This is a genomic window from Pseudomonas medicaginis, from assembly GCF_965119365.1.
Classification (GTDB): Bacteria; Pseudomonadota; Gammaproteobacteria; order Pseudomonadales; family Pseudomonadaceae; genus Aquipseudomonas.
Genome location: NZ_OZ221631.1, coordinates 5,776,960 through 5,797,850, shown reverse-complemented (window position 1 = coordinate 5,797,850; position 20,891 = coordinate 5,776,960). Strand labels below are relative to the sequence as shown.

Here is a 20,891-nt window from a genome sequence, read left to right as displayed (position 1 = left end):
ACGTTTCGGGGAGGCCAAGCTGCTTGGGCGTGAGGCGTCCGGTGACTATCGGAAATCTCCGGGGTGGGCTAGCTTAGCGAACCCCAGGGAGGTGATTATGAGTGAACGGGTGCAAGTAGATATACATCAGGCCAAGTCCCAACTTTCCCAACTGGCTGAACGTGTATGGCGTGGCGACGAGGTGGTCATCACCAGCTTGCCCTGAAGCTAAACACGGCTGATTCTGCGGGGCACAAAAAACCCCGTTTTTACGGGGTTTTTAGTTAAGCGCTCGCCAAGTAACTCGGCGGGTTCTGCTTAGGATCGTTCGAAATCAATCCCAGCTCAAAGCCCCACCCGTCTGATACTCAATCACTCGCGTCTCAAAGAAGTTTTTCTCTTTCTTCAAGTCCATGATCTCGCTCATCCAAGGGAACGGGTTAGTCGTGCCTGGATACTCTTCTTTCAGACCAATCTGCGACAGGCGACGGTTAGCGATGAACTTGAGGTAGTCCTCCATCATCGCCGCGTTCATGCCCAACACGCCGCGAGGCATGGTGTCGCGGGCGTATTCGATCTCCAGTTGCGTACCCTGCAGGATCATCTGGGTCGCTTCTTCCTTCATCTCGGCATCCCACAGGTGCGGGTTTTCGATCTTGATCTGGTTGATCACGTCGATGCCGAAGTTCAGGTGCATGGATTCGTCGCGCAGGATGTACTGGAACTGCTCGGCGACGCCGGTCATTTTGTTGCGGCGGCCCATGGAGAGGATCTGGGTGAAGCCGCAGTAGAAGAAGATGCCTTCCAGGACGCAGTAGTAAGCGATCAGGTTGCGCAGCAGCTCTTTGTCGGTTTCCGGGGTGCCGGTTTCGAACTTCGGATCGGAGATCGAACGGGTGTATTTCAGGCCCCAGGCGGCTTTTTTCGCGACCGATGGGATCTCGTGGTACATGTTGAAGATTTCGCCTTCATCCATGGCCAGCGATTCGATGCAGTACTGGTAGGCGTGGGTGTGGATCGCCTCTTCGAAGGCCTGGCGCAGGATGTACTGGCGGCACTCCGGGTTGGTGATCAGGCGGTACACGGCCAGGACCAGGTTGTTGGCAACCAGGGAGTCGGCGGTGGAGAAGAAGCCCAGGTTGCGCATCACGATGCGGCGCTCGTCGTCGGTCAGGCCTTCCGGGTTTTTCCAGAGGGCGATGTCGGCGGTCATGTTGACTTCTTGCGGCATCCAGTGGTTTGCGCAGCCGTCCAGGTACTTCTGCCAGGCCCAGTCGTATTTGAACGGCACGAGCTGGTTGAGGTCGGCGCGGCAGTTGATCATGCGCTTTTCATCGACGGCGACACGGGCGGAGGCGCCTTCGAGTTCGGCGAGGCCTTCGGCGACGTCGAGTTTGTCGAGGGCGGCCTTGGCGCGAATGATCGCGGCCGAGTCGCTGGCCGTCACGGCGCGGGCTTCGAGGGCGGCGGCACCGCCGGCGCTGTCGAGGCGGTCCATGTTGGCTTCAGAAGCGTGGCCGGCGTTGGCGCCTTTTACGGCAACTTCGCCGTCTTCTTTGTCGAATTCGTCCCAGCTCAGCATGACGTGTCGTCTCCTGCGTGAGGGCCAGATGCCCGATGAAGGCCTACTGGCCGCGGTGGATCTTGAAAAATCGTTTGTTGCAGCAGCTGACGCAGGCAATAAACAGAAAAATGTACGGGTCATTCCGGAGCGGCTGTGAACGCGAGGAGGCCATTGGCCTCTGCGTGGGCTCCAAGCTGGCGTGATCCCCTGTAAGGGAATATTGCAGGCCCGTTTAAGGCGGCATTATAAGGACTTTTTTGCCTACGTGGTGCGGCGAAATAGCTCACAGAAGGGGCGGTGGGTGGCATATCCGCGTGGGAGCGAGGGTTTACAAGGCTTTGGCCGCTCAAGATTTTTTTTGCATGAAGCGGATCGCGGATTTTTTTGATCAAAAAACCAGCGATTTTTGCGGTTTTGCACTACATGTTGTGTTTATGGAGGGTTTTCGGTGGTTCCAGACACAACCTGGCCCGATCGAAATCGGGCCATGGAAATTGCCAATAATGATCAATCGGTATGGGCCGAATCAGTGTGATCGCGATTGTCCGTGGCGACGGTTGCCGGGTTTGCGCTGTCGTGAGCGTCAGTGGCGATCGTGGCCGAATCCGTCAGGTCGTGACGCTTGAGCGCGGCAGCAGCGCCGGTGCGATCAAAACCGTCGGCGGCGAAGGTCTGGGTGGCCAGCACGGACAGGGCCAGGGCGAGGATCAGTTTGCTTTTCATGGTGATTGTTCCTGGTTCGATGACGTTGATCAGCCGTTGGAGCAACCGTTGCCCATGACGCTGTAGCGCAGGATGTGGCGTTGGCCCTTGGAGTCGTCGTATTCCATCTTCGCCGGGACCACTTCGCAGACGTTCGGGATTTCGCTCATGGAGATGACTTTGGCGATGTCCAGGTGGGTGGAGTAGGTGTATTCCTCGATGGCGGGTGTTTGCTGTGCGACATCGGTCGGGGCCTCATCCGCCATCGCCGTGGCGCAGAGGCTGCCGAGGACCAGAACCCATAAAGCTTTCATCTGTATTTCACCTTTTCTGAGGTCGAGTGGGGTCACGCAACCTTTTTGGGGTTGCGTGTGGAGCAGGTATTGGAAGTTTGATTAACGGCCTTCGTGGGGGCTGTGTTGCGTCAATCGTGTTTGCCGGTTGGCGAGGTGGATTTTAGAAGGTGGGGGTGGGGGTAAACAGACTCGGTTTTGATAAACACTGTTGGTTGATCTGGTAATAATCGTCGTAGGAAGCGCTGGCTGTCTGTTGCATTTGTGTTGGATCTACCGCCGCCTTCGCGAGCAAGCCCGCTCCCACGGAGGATCTGGGTTGGACACAAAATAGGTGTCCACTGACATTCAACTGTGGGAGCGGGCTTGCTCGCGAAGGCGGCGTTACATCAAGCGTTGATGTTGACTGACATACCGCCATCGCGAGCAAGCTCGGCTCCCACAGGTTAGATTCCCACAGGTTCGGTTCCCGCAGGGAAAGGCCTGCCGGCAGTGCTTGCACGTTAGTACCGACATTTTGTAGGGACTTGTTACTACCATCGTCGAATGGTTCTATAGGCCCGCCCCGGGCTACAACGGGACCATACAAAAACAACTATTCACCGAGGTAAGAAAGATGAGTGCGGCTTCTGTGTATCCCGTTCGTCCCGAGGTTGCGGCCAATACGCTGACTGACGAGGCGACCTACAAGGCCATGTACCAGCAGTCGGTGGTCAACCCGGACGGCTTCTGGCGCGAGCAGGCCAAGCGCCTCGATTGGATCAAGCCTTTCACCACGGTGAAGCAGACGTCCTTCGACGATCACCATGTGGACATCAAGTGGTTCGCCGACGGCACCCTGAACGTTTCCTACAACTGCCTCGACCGTCACTTGGCCGAGCGCGGCGATCAAGTGGCGATTATCTGGGAGGGCGATGACCCGTCCGAGAGCCGCAACATCACCTACCGCGAGCTGCACGAAGAAGTCTGCAAGTTCGCCAACGCCCTGCGCGGCCAGGACGTGCACCGCGGCGACGTGGTGACCATCTACATGCCGATGATCCCTGAAGCTGTGGTCGCGATGCTGGCCTGCGCCCGGATCGGTGCGATTCACTCGGTGGTGTTCGGCGGTTTCTCCCCCGAAGCACTGGCCGGCCGAATCATCGACTGCAAATCCAAGGTGGTGATCACCGCCGACGAAGGCATTCGCGCCGGCAAGAAGATCCCCCTCAAGGCCAACGTCGATGATGCGTTGACCAACCCGGAAACCAGCAGCATCCAGAAGGTCATCGTGTGCAAGCGCACCGGTGGTGGCATCAAGTGGAACCAGCACCGTGACATCTGGTACGAAGACCTGATGAAGGTGGCCGGCACCGTTTGCGCGCCGAAGGAGATGGGCGCCGAGGAAGCGCTGTTCATCCTCTACACCTCCGGCTCCACCGGCAAGCCCAAGGGCGTGCAGCACACCACGGCCGGCTACTTGCTGTATGCGGCCCTGACCCATGAGCGGGTGTTCGACTACAAGCCGGGCGAGGTCTACTGGTGCACCGCCGACGTGGGTTGGGTCACTGGCCACAGCTATATCGTCTATGGCCCGCTGGCCAACGGCGCGACCACGCTGCTGTTCGAAGGCGTGCCGAACTACCCGGACATCACCCGGGTGGCCAAGGTTGTCGACAAGCACAAGGTCAGCATCCTCTACACCGCGCCGACCGCGATCCGCGCGATGATGGCGTCGGGCACCGCCGCCGTCGAAGGCGCCGATGGCAGCAGCCTGCGCCTGTTGGGTTCGGTGGGTGAGCCGATCAACCCGGAAGCGTGGGACTGGTACTACAAGAATGTCGGCAAGGAGCGTTGCCCGATCGTCGACACCTGGTGGCAGACCGAAACCGGTGGCGTGTTGATCAGCCCGCTGCCAGGCGCTACGGCGTTGAAGCCGGGCTCGGCCACGCGTCCGTTCTTCGGTGTGGTGCCGGCGTTGGTGGACAACCTCGGCAACCTGATCGAAGGCGCCGCCGAAGGCAACCTGGTAATCCTCGATTCGTGGCCAGGCCAGGCCCGTACCCTGTACGGCGACCACGACCGTTTCGTCGACACCTACTTCAAGACCTTCAGCGGCATGTACTTCACCGGTGACGGCGCCCGTCGCGACGAGGACGGCTACTACTGGATCACCGGTCGCGTGGATGACGTGCTCAACGTGTCCGGCCACCGCATGGGCACCGCCGAAATCGAAAGCGCCATGGTCGCCCACCCGAAAGTCGCCGAAGCGGCGGTGGTGGGTGTGCCGCACGACATCAAGGGGCAGGGCATCTATGTCTACGTCACCCTCAATGCCGGCGAAGAAACCAGCGAGGCCCTGCGCCTGGAGCTGAAGAACTGGGTGCGCAAGGAGATCGGCCCGATTGCTTCACCGGATGTGATCCAGTGGGCGCCAGGGCTGCCGAAAACCCGCTCCGGCAAGATCATGCGCCGCATCCTGCGCAAGATCGCCACGGCTGAGTACGACGGGTTGGGTGATATCTCCACCCTGGCCGACCCGGGTGTGGTGGCTCACCTGATCGAGACGCACAAGACCATGAACGTCGCCTGACGGCAGTCTGCAGCACCGAAAAGCCCCGCCCGGCGTTTGCCGGGCGGGGCTTTTTTATGCTCGTCGTACGGCCTTTGTGGGCAGGGGATAACCTGCCACACCGAGGGGTTTGCATAGGGGCTGCTGCGCAGCCCAGCGGGGATAAATCCCCTCGCCACAGGTTTTGTGTGGGGCTTTGCTGCGAATAAATATCGACCTTCACTCTCAGACCTTCCTGAGCGTTACCGGTGTTTCGAAATGTGTAACCAAAGGCGCCACAACGGGGCGATGTGAAACGGCACGCCCCGAGACAGGGCGCTTCCGGGCGTCTCCAGAAATTAGCCGACACGCTGTGCTTGCCGGATTAGAAGGGTTTGCGAATAATGGGCCCGCAATTTGCAGCATAGATCGGTTTCCCTTCTTTTGCTCTTGCATGATTTTGCGGAGCTGTCAATGTGCTCGAACAGCTTTCTCGGTGCTTCTGTAATTTGTTGTCGCATTGAAGAAATATCGGCTTCGGGCCTGTCGTTAGAATGCCGATCACTCGCTCGTCGAGGCGTGCGTTGAATAAAACGTTCGCTTCCTAGGACGCAGCACCGGAATTCGTTTCACCCATTCGCATATTGGGCTGTTGCTCACTCTGCCGTTTTTGCCCTTTACCGATGGAGTCCCAAGATGAAGAAACTTGTGCTGCTTGGCGCCCTGGCACTGTCCGTGCTGTCCCTGCCGACTTTCGCTGATGAGAAGCCCCTGAAGATTGGTATCGAAGCGGCTTACCCTCCGTTCGCCTCGAAAGCCCCGGATGGCAGCATCGTCGGTTTCGACTACGACATCGGCAATGCGCTGTGCGAAGAGATGAAGGTCAAGTGCGTGTGGGTCGAGCAAGAGTTCGACGGCCTGATCCCGGCGCTGAAGGTGCGCAAGATCGACGCGATCCTGTCGTCCATGTCGATCACCGAAGACCGCAAGAAATCCGTTGATTTCACCAACAAGTACTACAACACCCCGGCTCGCCTGGTCATGAAGGCCGGTACCCAGGTCAGCGACGGCCTGACCGAGCTCAAGGGCAAGAACATTGGCGTGCAGCGTGGTTCGATCCACGAGCGTTTCGCCCGTGAGGTTCTGGCTCCGCTGGGTGCCGAGATCAAGCCGTACGGTTCGCAGAACGAAATCTACCTGGACGTCTCCGCCGGCCGCCTCGACGGCACCGTGGCAGACGCTACGCTGTTGGATGACGGCTTCCTCAAGACCGACGCCGGCAAGGGCTTCGCGTTCGTCGGCCCGGCCTTCACCGACGTCAAGTACTTCGGCGACGGCGTAGGGATCGCGGTTCGCAAGGGCGACGCCCTGAAGGACAAGATCAACGGTGCGATCGCCGCCATTCGCGAGAATGGCAAATACAAACAGATCCAGGACAAATACTTCGCGTTCGACATCTACGGCAAGTAACGACGTCCCGCCACTCGTGCGAAATGGCGCAAGCAACAGGATCTCTGCGGTTTGCGCCATTTTTTCATCCCACTTTCGAGGACCTGAATCATGTTGAAAGGCTACGGGGCTGTCATCCTCGACGGCGCATGGTTGACGCTTGAGCTCGCCTTGTCGTCCATGGCCCTGGCCATCGTCCTGGGGTTGATCGGCGTTGCGTTGCGCCTTTCTCCGGTGCGCTGGCTGGCGTGGCTGGGCGACCTGTATTCCACGGTCATTCGTGGCATTCCTGACCTGGTACTGATCCTGCTGATTTTCTACGGCGGCCAGGACCTGCTCAACCGCGTGGCGCCGATGCTCGGCTATGACGACTACATCGACCTGAACCCGCTGGCGGCCGGTATCGGCACCCTGGGCTTCATCTTCGGTGCCTACCTGTCGGAAACCTTTCGCGGTGCATTCATGGCGATCCCCAAGGGGCAGGCCGAGGCAGGCATGGCCTATGGCATGAACGGGTTCCAGGTGTTCTTCCGGGTGCTGGTGCCGCAAATGATCCGCCTGGCGATCCCTGGCTTCACCAACAATTGGCTGGTATTGACCAAGGCCACGGCGCTGATTTCCGTGGTGGGCCTGCAAGACATGATGTTCAAGGCCAAGCAGGCGGCGGATGCCACTCGCGAGCCTTTCACGTTCTTCCTCGCAGTGGCGGCGATGTACCTGGTGATCACCAGTGTCTCGTTGCTGGCGTTGCGTCACCTTGAGAAGCGCTACTCGGTAGGCGTAAGGGCGGCTGATCTATGATCTTCGACTACAACGTCATCTATGAGGCCTTGCCGCTGTATTTCAGTGGCTTGCTGACCACCCTCAAATTGTTGGCCCTGTCGCTGTTCTTCGGCCTGCTGGCGGCGTTGCCCCTGGGGCTGATGCGGGTGTCCAAGCAGCCGGTGGTCAACATGACGGCCTGGCTCTACACCTACGTGATTCGCGGCACGCCGATGCTGGTGCAACTGTTCCTGATCTACTACGGGTTGGCGCAGTTCGCGGTCGTGCGCGAAAGCTTCCTCTGGCCGTGGCTGTCCAGCGCGACGTTCTGTGCGTGCCTGGCGTTTGCCATCAACACCAGCGCCTACACCGCCGAAATCATCGCTGGCAGCCTGCGGGCCACGCCCAACGGTGAGATCGAAGCGGCCAAGGCCATGGGCATGTCGCGCTTCACGTTGTATCGCCGGATCCTGCTGCCGTCGGCCCTGCGCCGGGCGCTGCCGCAATACAGCAACGAAGTGATCATGATGTTGCAGACCACCAGCCTGGCGTCCATCGTGACCCTGATCGACATCACCGGGGCCGCGCGTACGGTGAATGCGCAGTATTACCTGCCGTTCGAGGCCTACATCACGGCCGGCGTTTTCTACCTGTGCCTGACCTTCATCCTGGTGCGCCTGTTCAAACTGGCCGAGCGCCGCTGGCTGGGTTACCTGGCCCCGCGCAAGCACTGATAACGCATCGATCCGATCGACTGCTCAACGACTGACGTTTTGTGAGAACCGACCGCATGTACAAGCTTGAAGTCCAAGACCTGCATAAACGCTATGGCAGTCACGAAGTGCTCAAGGGCGTGTCCCTGAAAGCCGCCGCTGGCGATGTGATCAGCATCATCGGCTCCAGTGGCTCCGGCAAGAGTACGTTTTTGCGTTGCATCAACCTGCTCGAGCAACCCCATGCCGGCAAGATCCTGCTCAACAACGAAGAGCTGAAGCTGGTGGCGGGCAAGGACGGTGCCATGAAGGCCGCGGACCCCAAGCAACTTCAGCGCATGCGTTCGCGACTGTCGATGGTGTTCCAGCATTTCAACCTGTGGTCCCACATGACCGCGCTGGAGAACATCATGGAGGCGCCCGTGCATGTACTGGGCGTGGCCAAGGCCGAAGCGCGGGAGAAAGCCGAGCACTACCTGAACAAGGTCGGTGTGGCCCATCGCAAGGACGCCTACCCGGGCCATATGTCCGGCGGTGAGCAGCAGCGCGTGGCGATTGCCCGTGCCCTGGCGATGGAGCCTGAGGTGATGCTGTTCGACGAGCCGACCTCGGCGCTGGACCCGGAGCTGGTGGGCGATGTGCTCAAGGTGATGCAGGCCCTGGCCCTGGAAGGCCGGACCATGGTGGTGGTGACCCACGAAATGGGCTTTGCCCGCGAAGTGTCGAACCAGTTGGTGTTCCTGCACAAAGGCATCGTCGAAGAAAGCGGCAACCCGCGCGAAGTGCTGGTGAATCCGCAATCGGAGCGCTTGCAACAATTTCTTTCGGGCAGCCTCAAGTAAACGCTCCCGTTACGCGCCTGATTTGGGTCATGCTGCGCACCGCGCGCCAGATGGTCTAATTTGGTTGCAGCCGCTTTTGGCTTTAACACTGTTTTCGCTTCGGATTGCCCGCCATGACTGCCCATCGAATAGGTTTCCTGATTTGGCCCAGCACTAGAGCCTTGACGCTGGCGCTGGCCGAGGACGCCTTGCGTGTCGCCCAGCGGGTGCATCCGGATGTGGTCTACGAGCTGTCGTTCCTGCAGGCCGAGCCGCCGGCCGATGGCGCCTGGCAACTGCCGGGCGAACCCTGGGCCGGCAAGCTGGAGGGTTTCCAGAAGCTGTTCCTGCTGGCCGATGAGCCGCCGACCGCGCTGGCCTCGCCCCTGAGCAGTGCCCTCAAGCAACTGGTGCGCGCCGGGTGTGTGATCGGCGGCTTGTCCGCGGGTGTCTACCCCTTGGCGCAATTGGGGTTGCTTGATGGTTACCGTGCTGCTGTGCACTGGCGTTGGCAGGATGACTTCTCTGAGCGCTTCCCCAAGGTCATCGCCACCAGCCATCTGTTTGACTGGGACCGCGATCGGCTGAGCGCGTGTGGCGGCATGTCGGTGCTGGACCTGTTGCTGGCGGTCCTGGCGCGGGATCACGGCGCGGAACTGGCCGGCGCGGTGTCGGAAGAGTTGGTGGTCGAGCGCATTCGCGAGGGCGGCGAGCGCCAGCGCATCCCGTTGCAGAACCGCCTTGGCTCCAGCCATCCAAAGCTCACTCAGGCGGTGCTGCTGATGGAAGCCAACATCGAGGAGCCACTGACCACCGACGAAATCGCCCAGCATGTGTGCGTATCCCGTCGGCAGTTGGAGCGAATCTTCAAGCAATACCTCAACCGCGTGCCCAGCCAGTATTACCTGGAACTGCGCCTGAACAAGGCCCGGCAGATGCTGATGCAGACCAGCAAATCCATCATCCAGATCGGCCTGTCCTGCGGTTTCTCCTCGGGACCACACTTCTCCAGCGCCTACCGCAACTTCTTCGGCGCCACGCCGCGGGAAGATCGCAATCAGCGACGCAGCAGCAGTCCGTTCGAACTCTCTTCGGTACCGTCCGAGCGCGGCTAGGACAGGCACAACACCTGAGGCCAGGGCAGACCAACATCTGTGGCCAGGGCAGGCGCAACACTTGTGGCCAGGGCAGACCAACATCTGTGGCCAGGGCAGGCGCAACACTTGTGGCCAGGGCAGACCAACATCTGTGGCCAGGGCAGGCGCAACACTTGTGGCCAGGGCAGACCAACATCTGTGGCCAGGGCAGGCGCAACACTTGTGGCCAGGGCAGACACAACATCCCGAGGCCAGGACAGACACAACACCTGAGGCCAGGGCAGACACAACACCTGAGGCCAGGGCAGACACAACATCCCGAGGCCAGGACAGACACAACACCTGAGGCCAGGGCAGACACAACACCTGAGGCCAGGGCAGACACAACATCCCGAGGCCAGGACAGACACAACACCTGAGGCCAGGGCAGGCACAACACCTGTGGCCAGAACAGACACAACACCCCGAGGCCAGGGTTGACACAACACCCTGTGGCGAGGGGATTTATCCCCGTTGGGTTGCGCAGCAACCCTTCATATCCCTGCCACCTCGGTTCACCAGACTTTCACATCGAGCCTTTTTGAGGCGGCTTCGCAGCCCAGCGGGGATAAATCCCCTCGCCACAGATAACGCCTCTCAGGTTCCAGTTGTGTCTGGCAGCGGAAATGTGGATGCAAGCGCCTCAAATCCCTTGGCAACGTTTAAACTGCGCCTTTGCGACGCTATTTGTCGCATTGCCGTAAACCCGCGAAAAACGTGGGTTGGCGCTATAAGAAGTTGTCGCTTGGCGGCAAGGCCGGGCTGAAAACTGTCCTTACAATCCTTACCAAGCCCGCCAGTTCCAGGCGGGTGTTCCTCATCAGGAGACTCCGATGTCCGTTGAGCAAGCCGCGGTACAACGCGCCGATTTCGACCAGGTTATGGTTCCCAACTATGCGCCTGCTGCCTTCATACCTGTGCGTGGCGCCGGTTCCCGCGTATGGGACCAATCCGGTCGCGAGTTGATCGATTTTGCTGGCGGTATTGCAGTCAACGTACTGGGCCATGCCCACCCGGCGCTGGTCGGTGCACTGACCGAACAGGCCAACAAGCTGTGGCACGTGTCCAACGTCTTCACCAACGAACCGGCCCTGCGCCTGGCTCACAAACTGGTCAACGCGACCTTTGCCGAGCGCGCGTTCTTCTGCAACTCCGGCGCCGAAGCCAACGAGGCCGCCTTCAAGCTGGCCCGTCGCGTTGCGTTCGATCGTTTCGGCAGCGAGAAGTACGAAATCATCGCCGCACTCAATAGCTTCCACGGTCGCACCCTGTTCACCGTCAACGTCGGCGGGCAGTCGAAGTACTCCGATGGGTTCGGGCCTAAAATTACCGGCATCACCCACGTTCCTTACAACGACCTGGCCGCGTTGAAAGCCGCCATTTCGGACAAGACCTGCGCCGTGGTGCTGGAACCGATCCAGGGCGAGGGCGGTGTGCTGCCGGCCGAGCAGGCCTACCTGCAAGGCGCCCGCGACCTGTGCGATGCCCACGACGCGCTGCTGGTGTTCGACGAAGTGCAGACCGGCATGGGCCGCAGCGGTCATCTGTTCGCCTACATGCACTACGGCGTGGTCCCGGACATTCTCACCAGTGCCAAGAGCCTGGGCGGTGGTTTCCCGATTGCCGCGATGCTCACCACCGAAGCGCTGGCCAAGCACCTGGTCGTCGGTACCCACGGCACCACCTACGGCGGCAACCCGCTGGCCTGCGCGGTGGCCGAAGCGGTGATCGACGTGGTCAATACCCCTGAAGTGCTCGCGGGTGTCAAAGCCAAGCATCACAAGTTCAAGGCGCGCCTGGAGCAGATCGGCGAGAAGTACGGCCTGTTCACCCAGGTGCGTGGCCTGGGCCTGCTGATCGGTTGCGTGCTGAACGACGCCTGGAAAGGCAAGGCCAAGGACATCTTCAACGCCGCCGAACAGGAAGGCCTGATGATCCTGCAGGCCGGCCCGGACGTGATTCGCTTTGCTCCGAGCCTGGTGGTGGAAGACGCCGATATCGACGAAGGCCTGGACCGCTTCGAGCGGGCCGCGGCGAAGCTGACGCAAGCCTGAGGCTGAAGCCGGACCCCTTGTGGGAGCGAGCTTGCTCGCGATGGCGTCGGACGAGCCAGCATCCATGTTGTCTGACACACCGCTATCGCGAGCAAGCTCGCTCCCACAGGAGTCTTGCAGCGGCTGAAGAATCGCAGACCGCCGCAGATGCAATGCAGACCCGCGTGTTCGTTTAGTTTTTTTCTGTGTATCGACCCCATGGTCGAACCGTTTATTTCAAGTTAAGGAGTGACACCATGCTGGTGATGCGCCCCGCGCAAATGGCTGATCTGGGCGAGGTACAGCGCCTGGCTGCGGACAGTCCGATAGGTGTCACTTCCTTGCCGGATGACGTGGAACGCCTGAGCGACAAGATCGCCGCAAGCGAAGCCTCGTTTGCCGCCGAAGTCAGCTTCAACGGCGAAGAGAGTTATTTTTTCGTGCTTGAAGACACCGCGACCGGCAAGCTGGCGGGCTGTTCGGCCATCGTCGCGTCGGCCGGTTATTCCGAGCCCTTCTACAGCTTTCGCAACGAGACCTTCGTTCACGCCTCCCGTGAGCTGAAGATCCACAACAAGATCCACGTGCTTTCCCAGTGCCACGACTTGACCGGCAACAGCCTGCTCACCAGTTTCTACGTGGTGCCCGAGCTGGTGGGCTCGCCATGGTCGGAACTCAACTCGCGCGGGCGGCTGCTGTTCGTCGCCAGCCATCCGGAGCGGTTCGCCGATTCGGTGGTGACCGAGATCGTCGGCTACAGCGATGAGAATGGCGACTCGCCGTTCTGGGACGCCATCGGGCGAAACTTCTTCGACCTCAACTACGCCGCCGCCGAGCGCTTGTGCGGGCTGAAAAGCCGTACCTTCCTCGCCGAGCTGATGCCCCATTACCCGATCTACGTGCCGCTGTTGCCGGACGCTGCCCAGGAAGCCATGGGGCAGGTGCATCCACGGGCACAGATCACCTTCGACATCCTGATGCGCGAGGGTTTCGAGACCGATCACTACATCGACATCTTCGACGGTGGCCCGACCCTGCATGCCCGCGTCTCGGGCATCCGTTCGATTGCCCAGAGCCGTGTGGTGCCGGTCAAGATTGGCGAACCCGTCAAGGGCGCCGGCCGGCAATACCTGGTGGCCAATGCCCAATTGCAGGATTACCGCGCCGTGTTGCTGGAGCTGGACTACGCGCCGGGCAAGCCTGTGACGCTGGACATGGAAGCGGCCGAGGCCCTGGGCGTTGGCGAAGGTGCCAGCGTACGCCTGGTGGCGGTTTAATGAGTTTCGCGGGTGGCGCAAGCGACCCGTTTGAGGAGATAGCATGATCGTTCGTCCCGTACGCAGCAGTGACTTACCCGCTCTGATCGCCCTGGCCCGTAGTACCGGTACCGGCCTGACCACCTTGCCGGCCAACGAAGAGCGCCTGGCCCATCGGGTCGGCTGGGCCGAGAAGACCTTTCGCGGCGAAGCCGGGCGCGGTGATGCGGACTACCTGTTTGTGCTCGAAGACGACGACGGTCGCGTGGTGGGCATTTCTGCCATCGCCGGTGCCGTGGGGCTGCGTGAGCCTTGGTACAACTTCAGGGTCGGCCTGACGGTCAGCGCTTCCCAGGAGTTGAACATCTATCGGGAGATCCCGACCCTGTTCCTGGCCAACGACCTGACCGGCAATTCCGAGCTGTGCTCGCTATTTCTCCACGCCGACTACCGCAGTGGCCTCAATGGCCGGATGTTGGCCAAGGCGCGGCTGTTGTTCATCGCCGAATTCCCACAGCTGTTCGGCAACAAGATCATCGCCGAGATGCGCGGCATGTCCGACGACATGGGGCGTTCGCCGTTCTGGGAAAGCCTGGGCCGGCACTTCTTCAAGATGGAATTCAGCCAGGCCGATTATCTGACCGGCGTGGGCAACAAGGCGTTCATCGCTGAACTGATGCCCAAGTTCCCGCTGTACACCTGTTTCTTGTCCGAAGATGCCCGGGCCGTGATCGGTCAGGTTCATCCGGACACCGAGCCGGCCTTGTCGATGCTCAAGAGCGAAGGTTTCAGCTACCAGGGTTATGTAGACATCTTCGACGCCGGCCCGGCGGTGGAGTGCGAAACCGGCAAGATCCGCGCGATTCGCGACAGCCAGGCGCTGGTGCTGGCCATCGGCACGCCGGGCGATGACGCCACGCCGTTCCTCATCCATAACCGCAAGCGCGAAGACTGCCGCATTACCGCTGCACCGGCGCGCTTCGCCGCTGGCACACTGGTGGTCGATCCGCTGACCGCCAAGCGTCTTCAACTCAACGCCGGCGATCAGGTGCGCGCTGTCGCGTTGTCTGCTGCCCGGGAGCCGAAATGATGAAATCGTTGTACATCGCCGGTAGCTGGCTGGAAGGCCAGGGCGACCTCTTTGAATCGTTGAACCCAGTGACCCAACACCTGTTGTGGTCGGGCAACGGCGCCACGGCGGCGCAGGTGGAGTCGGCGGTGCAGGCCGCGCGCCAGGCCTTCCCGGATTGGGCACGGCGCTCGCTGGACGAGCGTATCCAGGTGCTGGAAGCCTTTGCCGCGGCTCTGAAGAACCACGCGGACGAACTCGCCCGGTGCATCGGTGAGGAAACCGGCAAGCCGTTGTGGGAAGCGGCGACCGAGGTGATCAGCATGGTCAACAAAGTCGCCATCTCGGTGCAGAGCTACCGCGAGCGAACCGGCGAGAAGAGCGGCCCCCTGGGCGATGCCACCGCCGTGTTGCGCCACAAGCCCCACGGCGTGGTGGCGGTGTTCGGCCCGTACAACTTCCCCGGTCACTTGCCCAACGGCCACATCGTGCCAGCGCTGCTGGCCGGTAACAGCGTGCTGTTCAAGCCGAGCGAGCTGACGCCGAAAGTCGCCGAGCTGACGGTCAAGTGCTGGGTCGAAGCCGGTCTGCCGGCGGGGGTGTTGAACCTGCTGCAAGGGGCGCGGGAAACCGGTATCGCCCTGGCGGCGAACCCGGGTATCGACGGGCTGTTCTTCACGGGCTCCAGCCGCACCGGCAATCTGTTGCACCAACAATTTTCCGGGCGCCCGGACAAGATCCTCGCGCTGGAAATGGGCGGCAATAACCCGCTGGTGGTGGATGAGGTGGCGGACGTCGACGCGGCGGTCTACACCATCATCCAATCCGCCTTCATTTCCGCCGGGCAGCGTTGCACCTGTGCACGCCGTCTGCTGGTGCCGGAAGGCGCCTGGGGCGATGCCTTGCTGGCGCGCCTGGTGGCGGTCAGTTCGACCCTCGAAGTCGGTGCCTTCGACCAGCAACCGGCACCGTTCATGGGCTCGGTGATTTCCCTGGGTGCGGCGAAGGCGCTGATGGATGCGCAAAACCATTTGCTGGGCAAAGGCGCCGTGCCGCTGTTGGCCATGACCCAGCCGCAGGCCCAGGCCGCATTGCTGACGCCGGGTATCCTGGACGTGACGGCCGTGGCCGAGCGGCCAGATGAAGAGCTGTTCGGGCCGTTGCTGCAAGTGATCCGCTACAAAGATTTCGCAGCGGCAATCACCGAGGCCAACAATACTCAATATGGCCTGGCCGCCGGGTTGCTGTCCGATTCCCAGGAGCGTTACCAGCAGTTCTGGCTGCAAAGCCGCGCCGGTATCGTCAACTGGAACAAACAGCTGACCGGTGCCGCCAGCAGCGCGCCGTTCGGCGGCGTGGGTGCCTCGGGCAACCATCGCGCCAGTGCTTATTACGCGGCCGATTATTGCGCGTATCCGGTGGCGTCCCTGGAGACCCCGAGCCTTGTCATGCCGGCTGCCCTGACCCCCGGCGTGAGAATGGTGTGAGCCACGATCGCGAGTAAGCTCGCTCCCACAAGGACAGTGCAAGACCCTGTGGGAGCGAGCTTGCTCGCGATAGCCGCGCCGCGGTTGTTATTTGATGCCTATAAAAAAACAGATTCTCGTGGAGCCTCGCTGATGAAATCCTATGAAGTCAACTTTGACGGTCTAGTGGGGCCGACCCATAACTACGGCGGGCTCTCGTACGGTAACGTTGCGTCCCAGAGCAACAGCCAGCAGTCCTCCAACCCCAAGGAAGCGGCGTTGCAGGGCCTGGCGAAGATGAAGGCGCTGATGGACATGGGCTTCCAGCAAGGTGTGCTGGCGCCGCAGGAGCGTCCGGACGTGGCCGCCCTGCGCCGGCTGGGCTTTGCCGGCACCGATGCCCAGGTCATCCAGCAGGCCGCGAAAGAAGCGATGCCGTTGCTGGTTGCCAGTTGCTCGGCTTCCAGCATGTGGGTGGCCAACGCCGCCACGGTCAGCCCGAGTGCCGACACCGCCGATGGTCGCGTGCATTTCACCGCCGCCAACCTCAACTGCAAATACCACCGCAGCATCGAGCACCCGACCACCAGTCGCGTGCTGGGGGCGATGTTCGCCAACCCGCAACACTTTGCCCATCACGCCGCCTTGCCGGCGGTGGCGCAGTTCGGCGACGAAGGCGCGGCCAACCACACCCGTTTCTGCCGCGCCTACGGTGAGGCTGGTGTCGAGTTCTTCGTGTTCGGCCGCAGCGCTTTTGACACCCGCTATCCTGCGCCGCAGAAATACCCGGCGCGCCAGACCCTGGAAGCTTCCCAGGCTGTTGCCCGCCTGCACGGGCTGAGGGAGGAGGGCGTGGTGTACGCTCAACAGAACCCATCGGTGATCGACCAGGGTGTGTTCCACAACGATGTGATCGCGGTGGGCAATGGCGAAGTGCTGTTCTATCACGAAGACGCGTTTCTCGAGACCGACAAGATGCTGGCCGAATTGAGCAGCAAACTCGCCAAGGTCGGTGGGAAATTCCAGTCGGTGTGCGTACCGCGTTCGGCGGTCACCGTCGATGATGCGGTACGTTCCTACCTGTTCAATAGCCAGTTGCTGTCGCGTCCCGACGGTTCGATGCTCTTGATCGTGCCGGAAGAGTGCCGTAGCAACGAACGTGTCTGGCAATACCTACAGGGCCTGACGGGCACTGGCGGGGTGATTCGCGAAGTGAAGGTCTTCGACCTCAAGCAAAGCATGCAGAACGGTGGTGGCCCGGCTTGCCTGAGGTTGCGCGTGGCCCTCAATGAAACTGAGCTGGCGGCCGTCAATCCAGGGGTTATCATGACCGCGCCGTTGTACGATTCGCTGACCCAATGGGTCGAGCGGCACTACCGCGACCGCATGACCGAAAATGATCTGGCAGACCCCCAGTTGCTGCTCGAATGCCGTGCGGCACTGGATGAGCTGACACAAATCCTTAAACTTGGCGCGGTTTATCCTTTCCAGATCAATTGAAAGCGCGCGCGACCTGACTACAGTCAAAGCAGGGCGCGTTGCCTTATCCCCAGACGAGAATGTAAAGACATGAGCGATACCCTGCAGCTGATCCTTGAAGACACCGACGGCACCCAACTGGAAACCTCCTGCACCCGCGTCGCGGTGATGTGGCAAGGCAAGGAACTGTGGATCCAGCAGGATGGCCGCGGTCAGTTGCTGATCGGCGTCGATGTCGAGGAAGGGGACGAGGAATACGCCAACCTGTTGTTGCGTCCATTGGCGACCAATCTGGTCAGCCTGCAACTGGAGATGGAACCGGCGGACGTCGACGACGATGACCATGTCCATGGCCCGGATTGCGGCCACGACCATTAAGGAAACCGCGCTATGCTCGCCCTCGGCAAACTGCTTGAACTGACCCTCGCCGGCCGTGAACCGGCGGAGAAGACTCAACTGACTGTCGAAGGCGTACGGATGCGCTGGTTGAGCGAGGGCGCGCTGGAGGTCAAGCCGCCTGATGCACGGGATAACGGCCTGGACCTGCTGCTGTCGGCCGGTATCCACGGCAACGAAACCGCGCCGATCGAATTGCTCGATCGCTTGCTGCACGACATTGCCCGTGGTGATCTGAAACCGCGGGCACGCATACTGTTCCTGTTCGGCAACCCCGAGGCCATCCGGCGCGGCGAGCGTTTCGTCGAACAGGACGTCAACCGCCTGTTCAATGGCCGCCATGAGCTGAGCGGCGGTCCTGAAGCGCTGAGGGCCTGCGAGTTGGAGCGGCTGGCCGCCAGTTTCTTCAGTCGGCCGGAGCGCAGCCGCTTGCATTACGACCTGCACACAGCCATCCGCGGCTCGAAGATCGAGCAGTTTGCCTTGTACCCATGGCAGGAAGGTCGCGCCCATTCACGCCGAGAACTGGCGCGCCTGCGTGCGGCGGGCATGGAGGCGGTATTGCTGCAGAACAAACCGTCCATCGTGTTCAGTGCCTACACCTACGATCAGCTCGGCGCCGAGTCCTTCACCCTGGAACTGGGCAAGGCCCGGCCATTCGGGCAGAACGACGGGGTCAACGTCAGTTTGCTGGAAACCCGCCTGCAACAGATCATCGAAGGCAACGAACCGGAGCTGGATGAAGGGCTCGACGGCCTCCAGCTATTCAGCGTGGCCCGGGAAATCATCAAGCACAGCGACAGCTTCCGCCTGAACCTGCCGGCGGACATCGAGAACTTCTCGGAATTGGGGAAAGGCTACGTGCTGGCCGAAGACATCGCCCAGACCCGCTGGGTGATCGAAGAAGAGGGCGCCCGGATCATCTTTCCGAACCCCAAGGTCAAGAATGGCTTGCGGGCTGGCATTCTGATTGTGCCGGCGACCGACGAAAACCTGATCTAAAACCCACACGGAACTATTGTGGGAGCGAGCTTGCTCGCGATAGCGGCAGTACATCCAACCTTGATGTAACTGACAGACCGCTATCGCGAGCAAGCTCGCTCCCACAGGTTTTTTAGCGGTCTTTAGACCGCCACCGCCCGCTGTTCACTACGGCGCAACGCCCGGGTCTTGTGCAAGGTATCGGCGCAGGTCTTCGCCGCTTCCTGGCCCTTGTGCACGAAGTGCTCGAAGAAGAACTTCTGATGTTCTTCCCCTGCATGGAAGTGATGCGGTGTGAGCACGACCGAGAACACCGGCACTTCGGTTTCCAACTGGACCTGCATCAGGCCGCTGATCACCGATTGGGCGACGAACTCGTGGCGGTAGATACCGCCATCGACCACCAGGCCGGCGGCGACGATGCCGGCATAGCGGCCTGACTTGGCCAGCAGCTTGGCGTGCAGCGGAATCTCGAAGGCACCGCCGACTTCGAAGAAGTCGATATCGCTTTCCTGATAGCCCTGGACGATCATTTCGGCGACGAAGCCTTTACGGCTCTGGTCGACGATTTCCTTGTGCCAGCAGGCCTGGATGAACGCGACGCGCTCGCCCGGATGACTTTTGCTTTTGCTGTCGATTGCAGTGGGTTGCATCTTCTGGTTCCTGTTTGTGTGAGAAACAGGGCGTCATGAATCGAAGGGGATTCGAGGGTACGCCGCGCACGGACAGTCGCAGTCGGCCCTTGGGTATCAATCCCGTTCTCTCTTCATCCGGACTATGACCGTCGGCCCCGGAATCACACCGGGTCTGCTGACCTTGTCGCTACACCCCAAAAAGCGGTGCACCACCAAGCGCTCGCGGGCTATGCACGTTGCGTGCAATTACCGCCGGTGGGGAATTACACCCCGCCCTGAGAACGTTTTGCCGCCATGGTTTTTGGCCGCGGAGGATTTTTAACACATAACCTACTATGGGAGCGAGCTTGCTCGCGATAGCGGTAGTTCAGCTTGCGTTGATGCTGGATGCACTACCGCCATCGCGAGCAAGCTCGCTCCCACAGGAGTGTTTTGATTAATCTTCAGGTACAGGTGGTGTTTTCCTGGGGGCAGGGTTGATTATTCCTGCCCCTGCCCGCAGTAATTGCCCTTCGAAAGGGAATTCCCCCACCAGAACCCGAGGCCAGATTCATGAGTGTTATCGATCTTCGCAGCGATACGGTCACCCAACCTACCGCCGGCATGCTGGATGCCATGGCCAGCGCACCGACCGGCGACGATGTGTATGGCGAAGACCCGACCGTCAATCGTCTCGAAGCGGAACTGGCCGCGCGCCTGGGCTTTGCAGCCGCGCTGTTCGTGCCCACGGGTACCATGAGCAACCTGTTGGGGTTGATGGCCCACTGCGAGCGCGGCGATGAATACGTCGTTGGACAGCAGGCCCATACCTACAAGTACGAAGGTGGCGGTGCGGCGGTACTCGGCTCGATCCAGCCTCAACCCCTCGAAGTACAGGAGGATGGTTCCCTGGACCTGGCGCACGTCGCCGCGGCAATCAAGCCCGATGATTTCCACTTTGCTCGCACCCGCCTGCTGGCCCTGGAAAACACCATGCAGGGCAAGGTGCTACCCTTGGAATACTTGGCCCGGGCCCGGCGCTTCACCCGGGAACATGGCCTGGCCCTGCATCTGGACGGGGCGCGGTTGTACAACGCCGCGGTCAAGCTGAATGTCGATGCCCGGCAAATCACGCAACATTTCGATTCGGTGTCGGTGTGCCTGTCCAAGGGGCTTGGCGCTCCGGTGGGCTCGGTGCTATGCGGCAGCGTCGAGCTGATCGGCAAGGCCCGCCGGTTGCGCAAGATGGTTGGTGGCGGCATGCGTCAGGCCGGGATTCTCGCGGCGGCGGGGCTGTATGCCTTGGAGCATCACGTCCAGCGCCTGGCCGATGACCACGCCAATGCCCAGCGGCTTGCCGAGGGCTTGCGTGCAGCGGGCTACGAGGTCGAGCCGGTGCAAACCAACATGGTCTACGTGCAAATGGGCGAGCGGGCCGAGGCGATCAAGGCATTTGCCGATGAGCGGGGCGTCAAGCTCAGCGCGGCGCCACGCCTGCGAATGGTGACGCACATGGACGTGAGCGCGGCGCAAATCGACCAGGTGATCGCCGCTTTCGTCGAATTTTCCCGCCAATGACCCGACAACCGGGGCAATTGACAGTTTCTATCGCATAAACACGCTGTACCCCACGCGCAGGGCCGATATA

18 protein-coding genes and 1 riboswitch are annotated in these 20,891 nt (G+C 61.0%); of the genes, 14 read left to right on the top strand and 4 right to left on the bottom strand.

Features of this window, described 5'->3' with window-relative positions:
• Positions 1-313: 313 nt before the first annotated feature.
• The 3 genes from ACMTA2_RS25400 to ACMTA2_RS25390 all read right to left on the bottom strand — a co-directional run bounded on the left by ACMTA2_RS25400 (position 314) and on the right by ACMTA2_RS25390 (position 2,559).
• Entirely contained in the window at positions 314-1,561 is a 1,248-nt protein-coding gene (locus tag ACMTA2_RS25400) for a ribonucleotide-diphosphate reductase subunit beta (protein WP_024776511.1), read from the bottom strand.
• A 489-nt stretch (positions 1,562-2,050) separates the two neighbouring features.
• Positions 2,051-2,266, bottom strand: a complete 216-nt coding sequence (locus tag ACMTA2_RS25395; protein ID WP_413792271.1) for a hypothetical protein — start codon at positions 2,264-2,266, stop codon at positions 2,051-2,053.
• Positions 2,267-2,295: 29 nt separating this feature from the next.
• Positions 2,296-2,559, bottom strand: coding sequence for a DUF2790 domain-containing protein (locus ACMTA2_RS25390; protein WP_413792270.1), 264 nt, complete (start codon positions 2,557-2,559; stop codon positions 2,296-2,298).
• A 595-nt stretch (positions 2,560-3,154) separates the two neighbouring features.
• Between ACMTA2_RS25390 and acs the strand changes: the two genes are divergently transcribed.
• The 13 genes from acs to astE all read left to right on the top strand — a co-directional run bounded on the left by acs (position 3,155) and on the right by astE (position 18,650).
• Positions 3,155-5,110, top strand: coding sequence for an acetate--CoA ligase (acs, locus tag ACMTA2_RS25385; RefSeq protein ID WP_413792269.1), 1,956 nt, complete (start codon positions 3,155-3,157; stop codon positions 5,108-5,110).
• A gap of 654 nt (positions 5,111-5,764) precedes the next feature.
• The gene (locus tag ACMTA2_RS25380) at positions 5,765-6,538 is read left to right on the top strand and encodes an ABC transporter substrate-binding protein (protein ID WP_047701101.1); all 774 of its coding nucleotides are present in this window, start codon (positions 5,765-5,767) and stop codon (positions 6,536-6,538) included.
• Between the two features lie 90 nt (positions 6,539-6,628).
• On the top strand, positions 6,629-7,318 hold the full coding sequence (locus tag ACMTA2_RS25375) for an ABC transporter permease (protein ID WP_014339811.1): 690 nt from the start codon (positions 6,629-6,631) through the stop codon (positions 7,316-7,318).
• Positions 7,315-8,013, top strand: coding sequence for an ABC transporter permease (locus ACMTA2_RS25370; protein ID WP_413792268.1), 699 nt, complete (start codon positions 7,315-7,317; stop codon positions 8,011-8,013). The genes ACMTA2_RS25375 and ACMTA2_RS25370 overlap by 4 nt, the downstream gene beginning before the upstream one ends.
• Positions 8,014-8,069: 56 nt before the next feature.
• Complete coding sequence (locus tag ACMTA2_RS25365; RefSeq protein WP_053124413.1) at positions 8,070-8,834, top strand: ABC transporter ATP-binding protein; 765 nt, start codon at positions 8,070-8,072, stop codon at positions 8,832-8,834.
• Between the two features lie 113 nt (positions 8,835-8,947).
• Complete coding sequence (locus tag ACMTA2_RS25360; RefSeq protein WP_413792267.1) at positions 8,948-9,928, top strand: GlxA family transcriptional regulator; 981 nt, start codon at positions 8,948-8,950, stop codon at positions 9,926-9,928.
• 854 nt (positions 9,929-10,782) lie between these two features.
• Entirely contained in the window at positions 10,783-12,003 is a 1,221-nt protein-coding gene (locus ACMTA2_RS25355; protein ID WP_214509497.1) for an aspartate aminotransferase family protein, read from the top strand.
• Positions 12,004-12,239: 236 nt separating this feature from the next.
• Positions 12,240-13,259, top strand: a complete 1,020-nt coding sequence (gene aruF / locus ACMTA2_RS25350) for an arginine/ornithine succinyltransferase subunit alpha (protein WP_003178851.1) — start codon at positions 12,240-12,242, stop codon at positions 13,257-13,259.
• Positions 13,260-13,302: 43 nt separating this feature from the next.
• A complete protein-coding gene (gene astA, locus ACMTA2_RS25345) occupies positions 13,303-14,328 on the top strand; it encodes an arginine N-succinyltransferase (protein WP_413792266.1) in 1,026 nt (341 codons plus the stop codon).
• Positions 14,325-15,794, top strand: a complete 1,470-nt coding sequence (astD, locus tag ACMTA2_RS25340) for a succinylglutamate-semialdehyde dehydrogenase (RefSeq protein ID WP_413792265.1) — start codon at positions 14,325-14,327, stop codon at positions 15,792-15,794. The genes astA and astD overlap by 4 nt, the downstream gene beginning before the upstream one ends.
• A 132-nt stretch (positions 15,795-15,926) precedes the next feature.
• Positions 15,927-17,273 carry an N-succinylarginine dihydrolase gene (astB, locus tag ACMTA2_RS25335; protein WP_413792264.1) on the top strand — a complete coding sequence of 449 codons (1,347 nt, stop codon included), beginning with the start codon at positions 15,927-15,929 and terminating at the stop codon, positions 17,271-17,273.
• A 69-nt stretch (positions 17,274-17,342) separates the two neighbouring features.
• Positions 17,343-17,630, top strand: a complete 288-nt coding sequence (locus tag ACMTA2_RS25330) for a topoisomerase II (RefSeq protein ID WP_413792263.1) — start codon at positions 17,343-17,345, stop codon at positions 17,628-17,630.
• Positions 17,631-17,642: 12 nt separating this feature from the next.
• Complete coding sequence (gene astE, locus ACMTA2_RS25325; RefSeq protein WP_413792262.1) at positions 17,643-18,650, top strand: succinylglutamate desuccinylase; 1,008 nt, start codon at positions 17,643-17,645, stop codon at positions 18,648-18,650.
• 122 nt (positions 18,651-18,772) lie between these two features.
• On the opposite strand, the gene ACMTA2_RS25320 is transcribed toward astE, so the two are convergent.
• Positions 18,773-19,282, bottom strand: coding sequence for a 6,7-dimethyl-8-ribityllumazine synthase (locus ACMTA2_RS25320; RefSeq protein ID WP_210640180.1), 510 nt, complete (start codon positions 19,280-19,282; stop codon positions 18,773-18,775).
• 100 nt (positions 19,283-19,382) lie between these two features.
• A riboswitch (FMN riboswitch) is annotated at positions 19,383-19,551 on the bottom strand.
• 265 nt (positions 19,552-19,816) lie between these two features.
• Between ACMTA2_RS25320 and ltaE the strand changes: the two genes are divergently transcribed.
• Positions 19,817-20,821 carry a low-specificity L-threonine aldolase gene (gene ltaE / locus ACMTA2_RS25315; protein ID WP_413792261.1) on the top strand — a complete coding sequence of 335 codons (1,005 nt, stop codon included), beginning with the start codon at positions 19,817-19,819 and terminating at the stop codon, positions 20,819-20,821.
• Positions 20,822-20,891: the final 70 nt, after the last annotated feature.

Excerpts from the sequence above, each read along its gene's own strand:
- ACMTA2_RS25400 (WP_024776511.1), bottom strand. The coding sequence starts at position 1,561 with ATGCTGAGCTGGGACGAATTCGACAAAGAAGACGGCGAAGTTGCCGTA.
- ACMTA2_RS25395 (WP_413792271.1), bottom strand. The coding sequence starts at position 2,266 with ATGAAAAGCAAACTGATCCTCGCCCTGGCCCTGTCCGTGCTGGCCACC.
- ACMTA2_RS25390 (WP_413792270.1), bottom strand. The coding sequence starts at position 2,559 with ATGAAAGCTTTATGGGTTCTGGTCCTCGGCAGCCTCTGCGCCACGGCG.
- acs (WP_413792269.1), top strand. The coding sequence starts at position 3,155 with ATGAGTGCGGCTTCTGTGTATCCCGTTCGTCCCGAGGTTGCGGCCAAT.
- ACMTA2_RS25380 (WP_047701101.1), top strand. The coding sequence starts at position 5,765 with ATGAAGAAACTTGTGCTGCTTGGCGCCCTGGCACTGTCCGTGCTGTCC.
- ACMTA2_RS25375 (WP_014339811.1), top strand. The coding sequence starts at position 6,629 with ATGTTGAAAGGCTACGGGGCTGTCATCCTCGACGGCGCATGGTTGACG.
- ACMTA2_RS25370 (WP_413792268.1), top strand. The coding sequence starts at position 7,315 with ATGATCTTCGACTACAACGTCATCTATGAGGCCTTGCCGCTGTATTTC.
- ACMTA2_RS25365 (WP_053124413.1), top strand. The coding sequence starts at position 8,070 with ATGTACAAGCTTGAAGTCCAAGACCTGCATAAACGCTATGGCAGTCAC.
- ACMTA2_RS25360 (WP_413792267.1), top strand. The coding sequence starts at position 8,948 with ATGACTGCCCATCGAATAGGTTTCCTGATTTGGCCCAGCACTAGAGCC.
- ACMTA2_RS25355 (WP_214509497.1), top strand. The coding sequence starts at position 10,783 with ATGTCCGTTGAGCAAGCCGCGGTACAACGCGCCGATTTCGACCAGGTT.
- aruF (WP_003178851.1), top strand. The coding sequence starts at position 12,240 with ATGCTGGTGATGCGCCCCGCGCAAATGGCTGATCTGGGCGAGGTACAG.
- astA (WP_413792266.1), top strand. The coding sequence starts at position 13,303 with ATGATCGTTCGTCCCGTACGCAGCAGTGACTTACCCGCTCTGATCGCC.
- astD (WP_413792265.1), top strand. The coding sequence starts at position 14,325 with ATGATGAAATCGTTGTACATCGCCGGTAGCTGGCTGGAAGGCCAGGGC.
- astB (WP_413792264.1), top strand. The coding sequence starts at position 15,927 with ATGAAATCCTATGAAGTCAACTTTGACGGTCTAGTGGGGCCGACCCAT.
- ACMTA2_RS25330 (WP_413792263.1), top strand. The coding sequence starts at position 17,343 with ATGAGCGATACCCTGCAGCTGATCCTTGAAGACACCGACGGCACCCAA.
- astE (WP_413792262.1), top strand. The coding sequence starts at position 17,643 with ATGCTCGCCCTCGGCAAACTGCTTGAACTGACCCTCGCCGGCCGTGAA.
- ACMTA2_RS25320 (WP_210640180.1), bottom strand. The coding sequence starts at position 19,282 with ATGCAACCCACTGCAATCGACAGCAAAAGCAAAAGTCATCCGGGCGAG.
- ltaE (WP_413792261.1), top strand. The coding sequence starts at position 19,817 with ATGAGTGTTATCGATCTTCGCAGCGATACGGTCACCCAACCTACCGCC.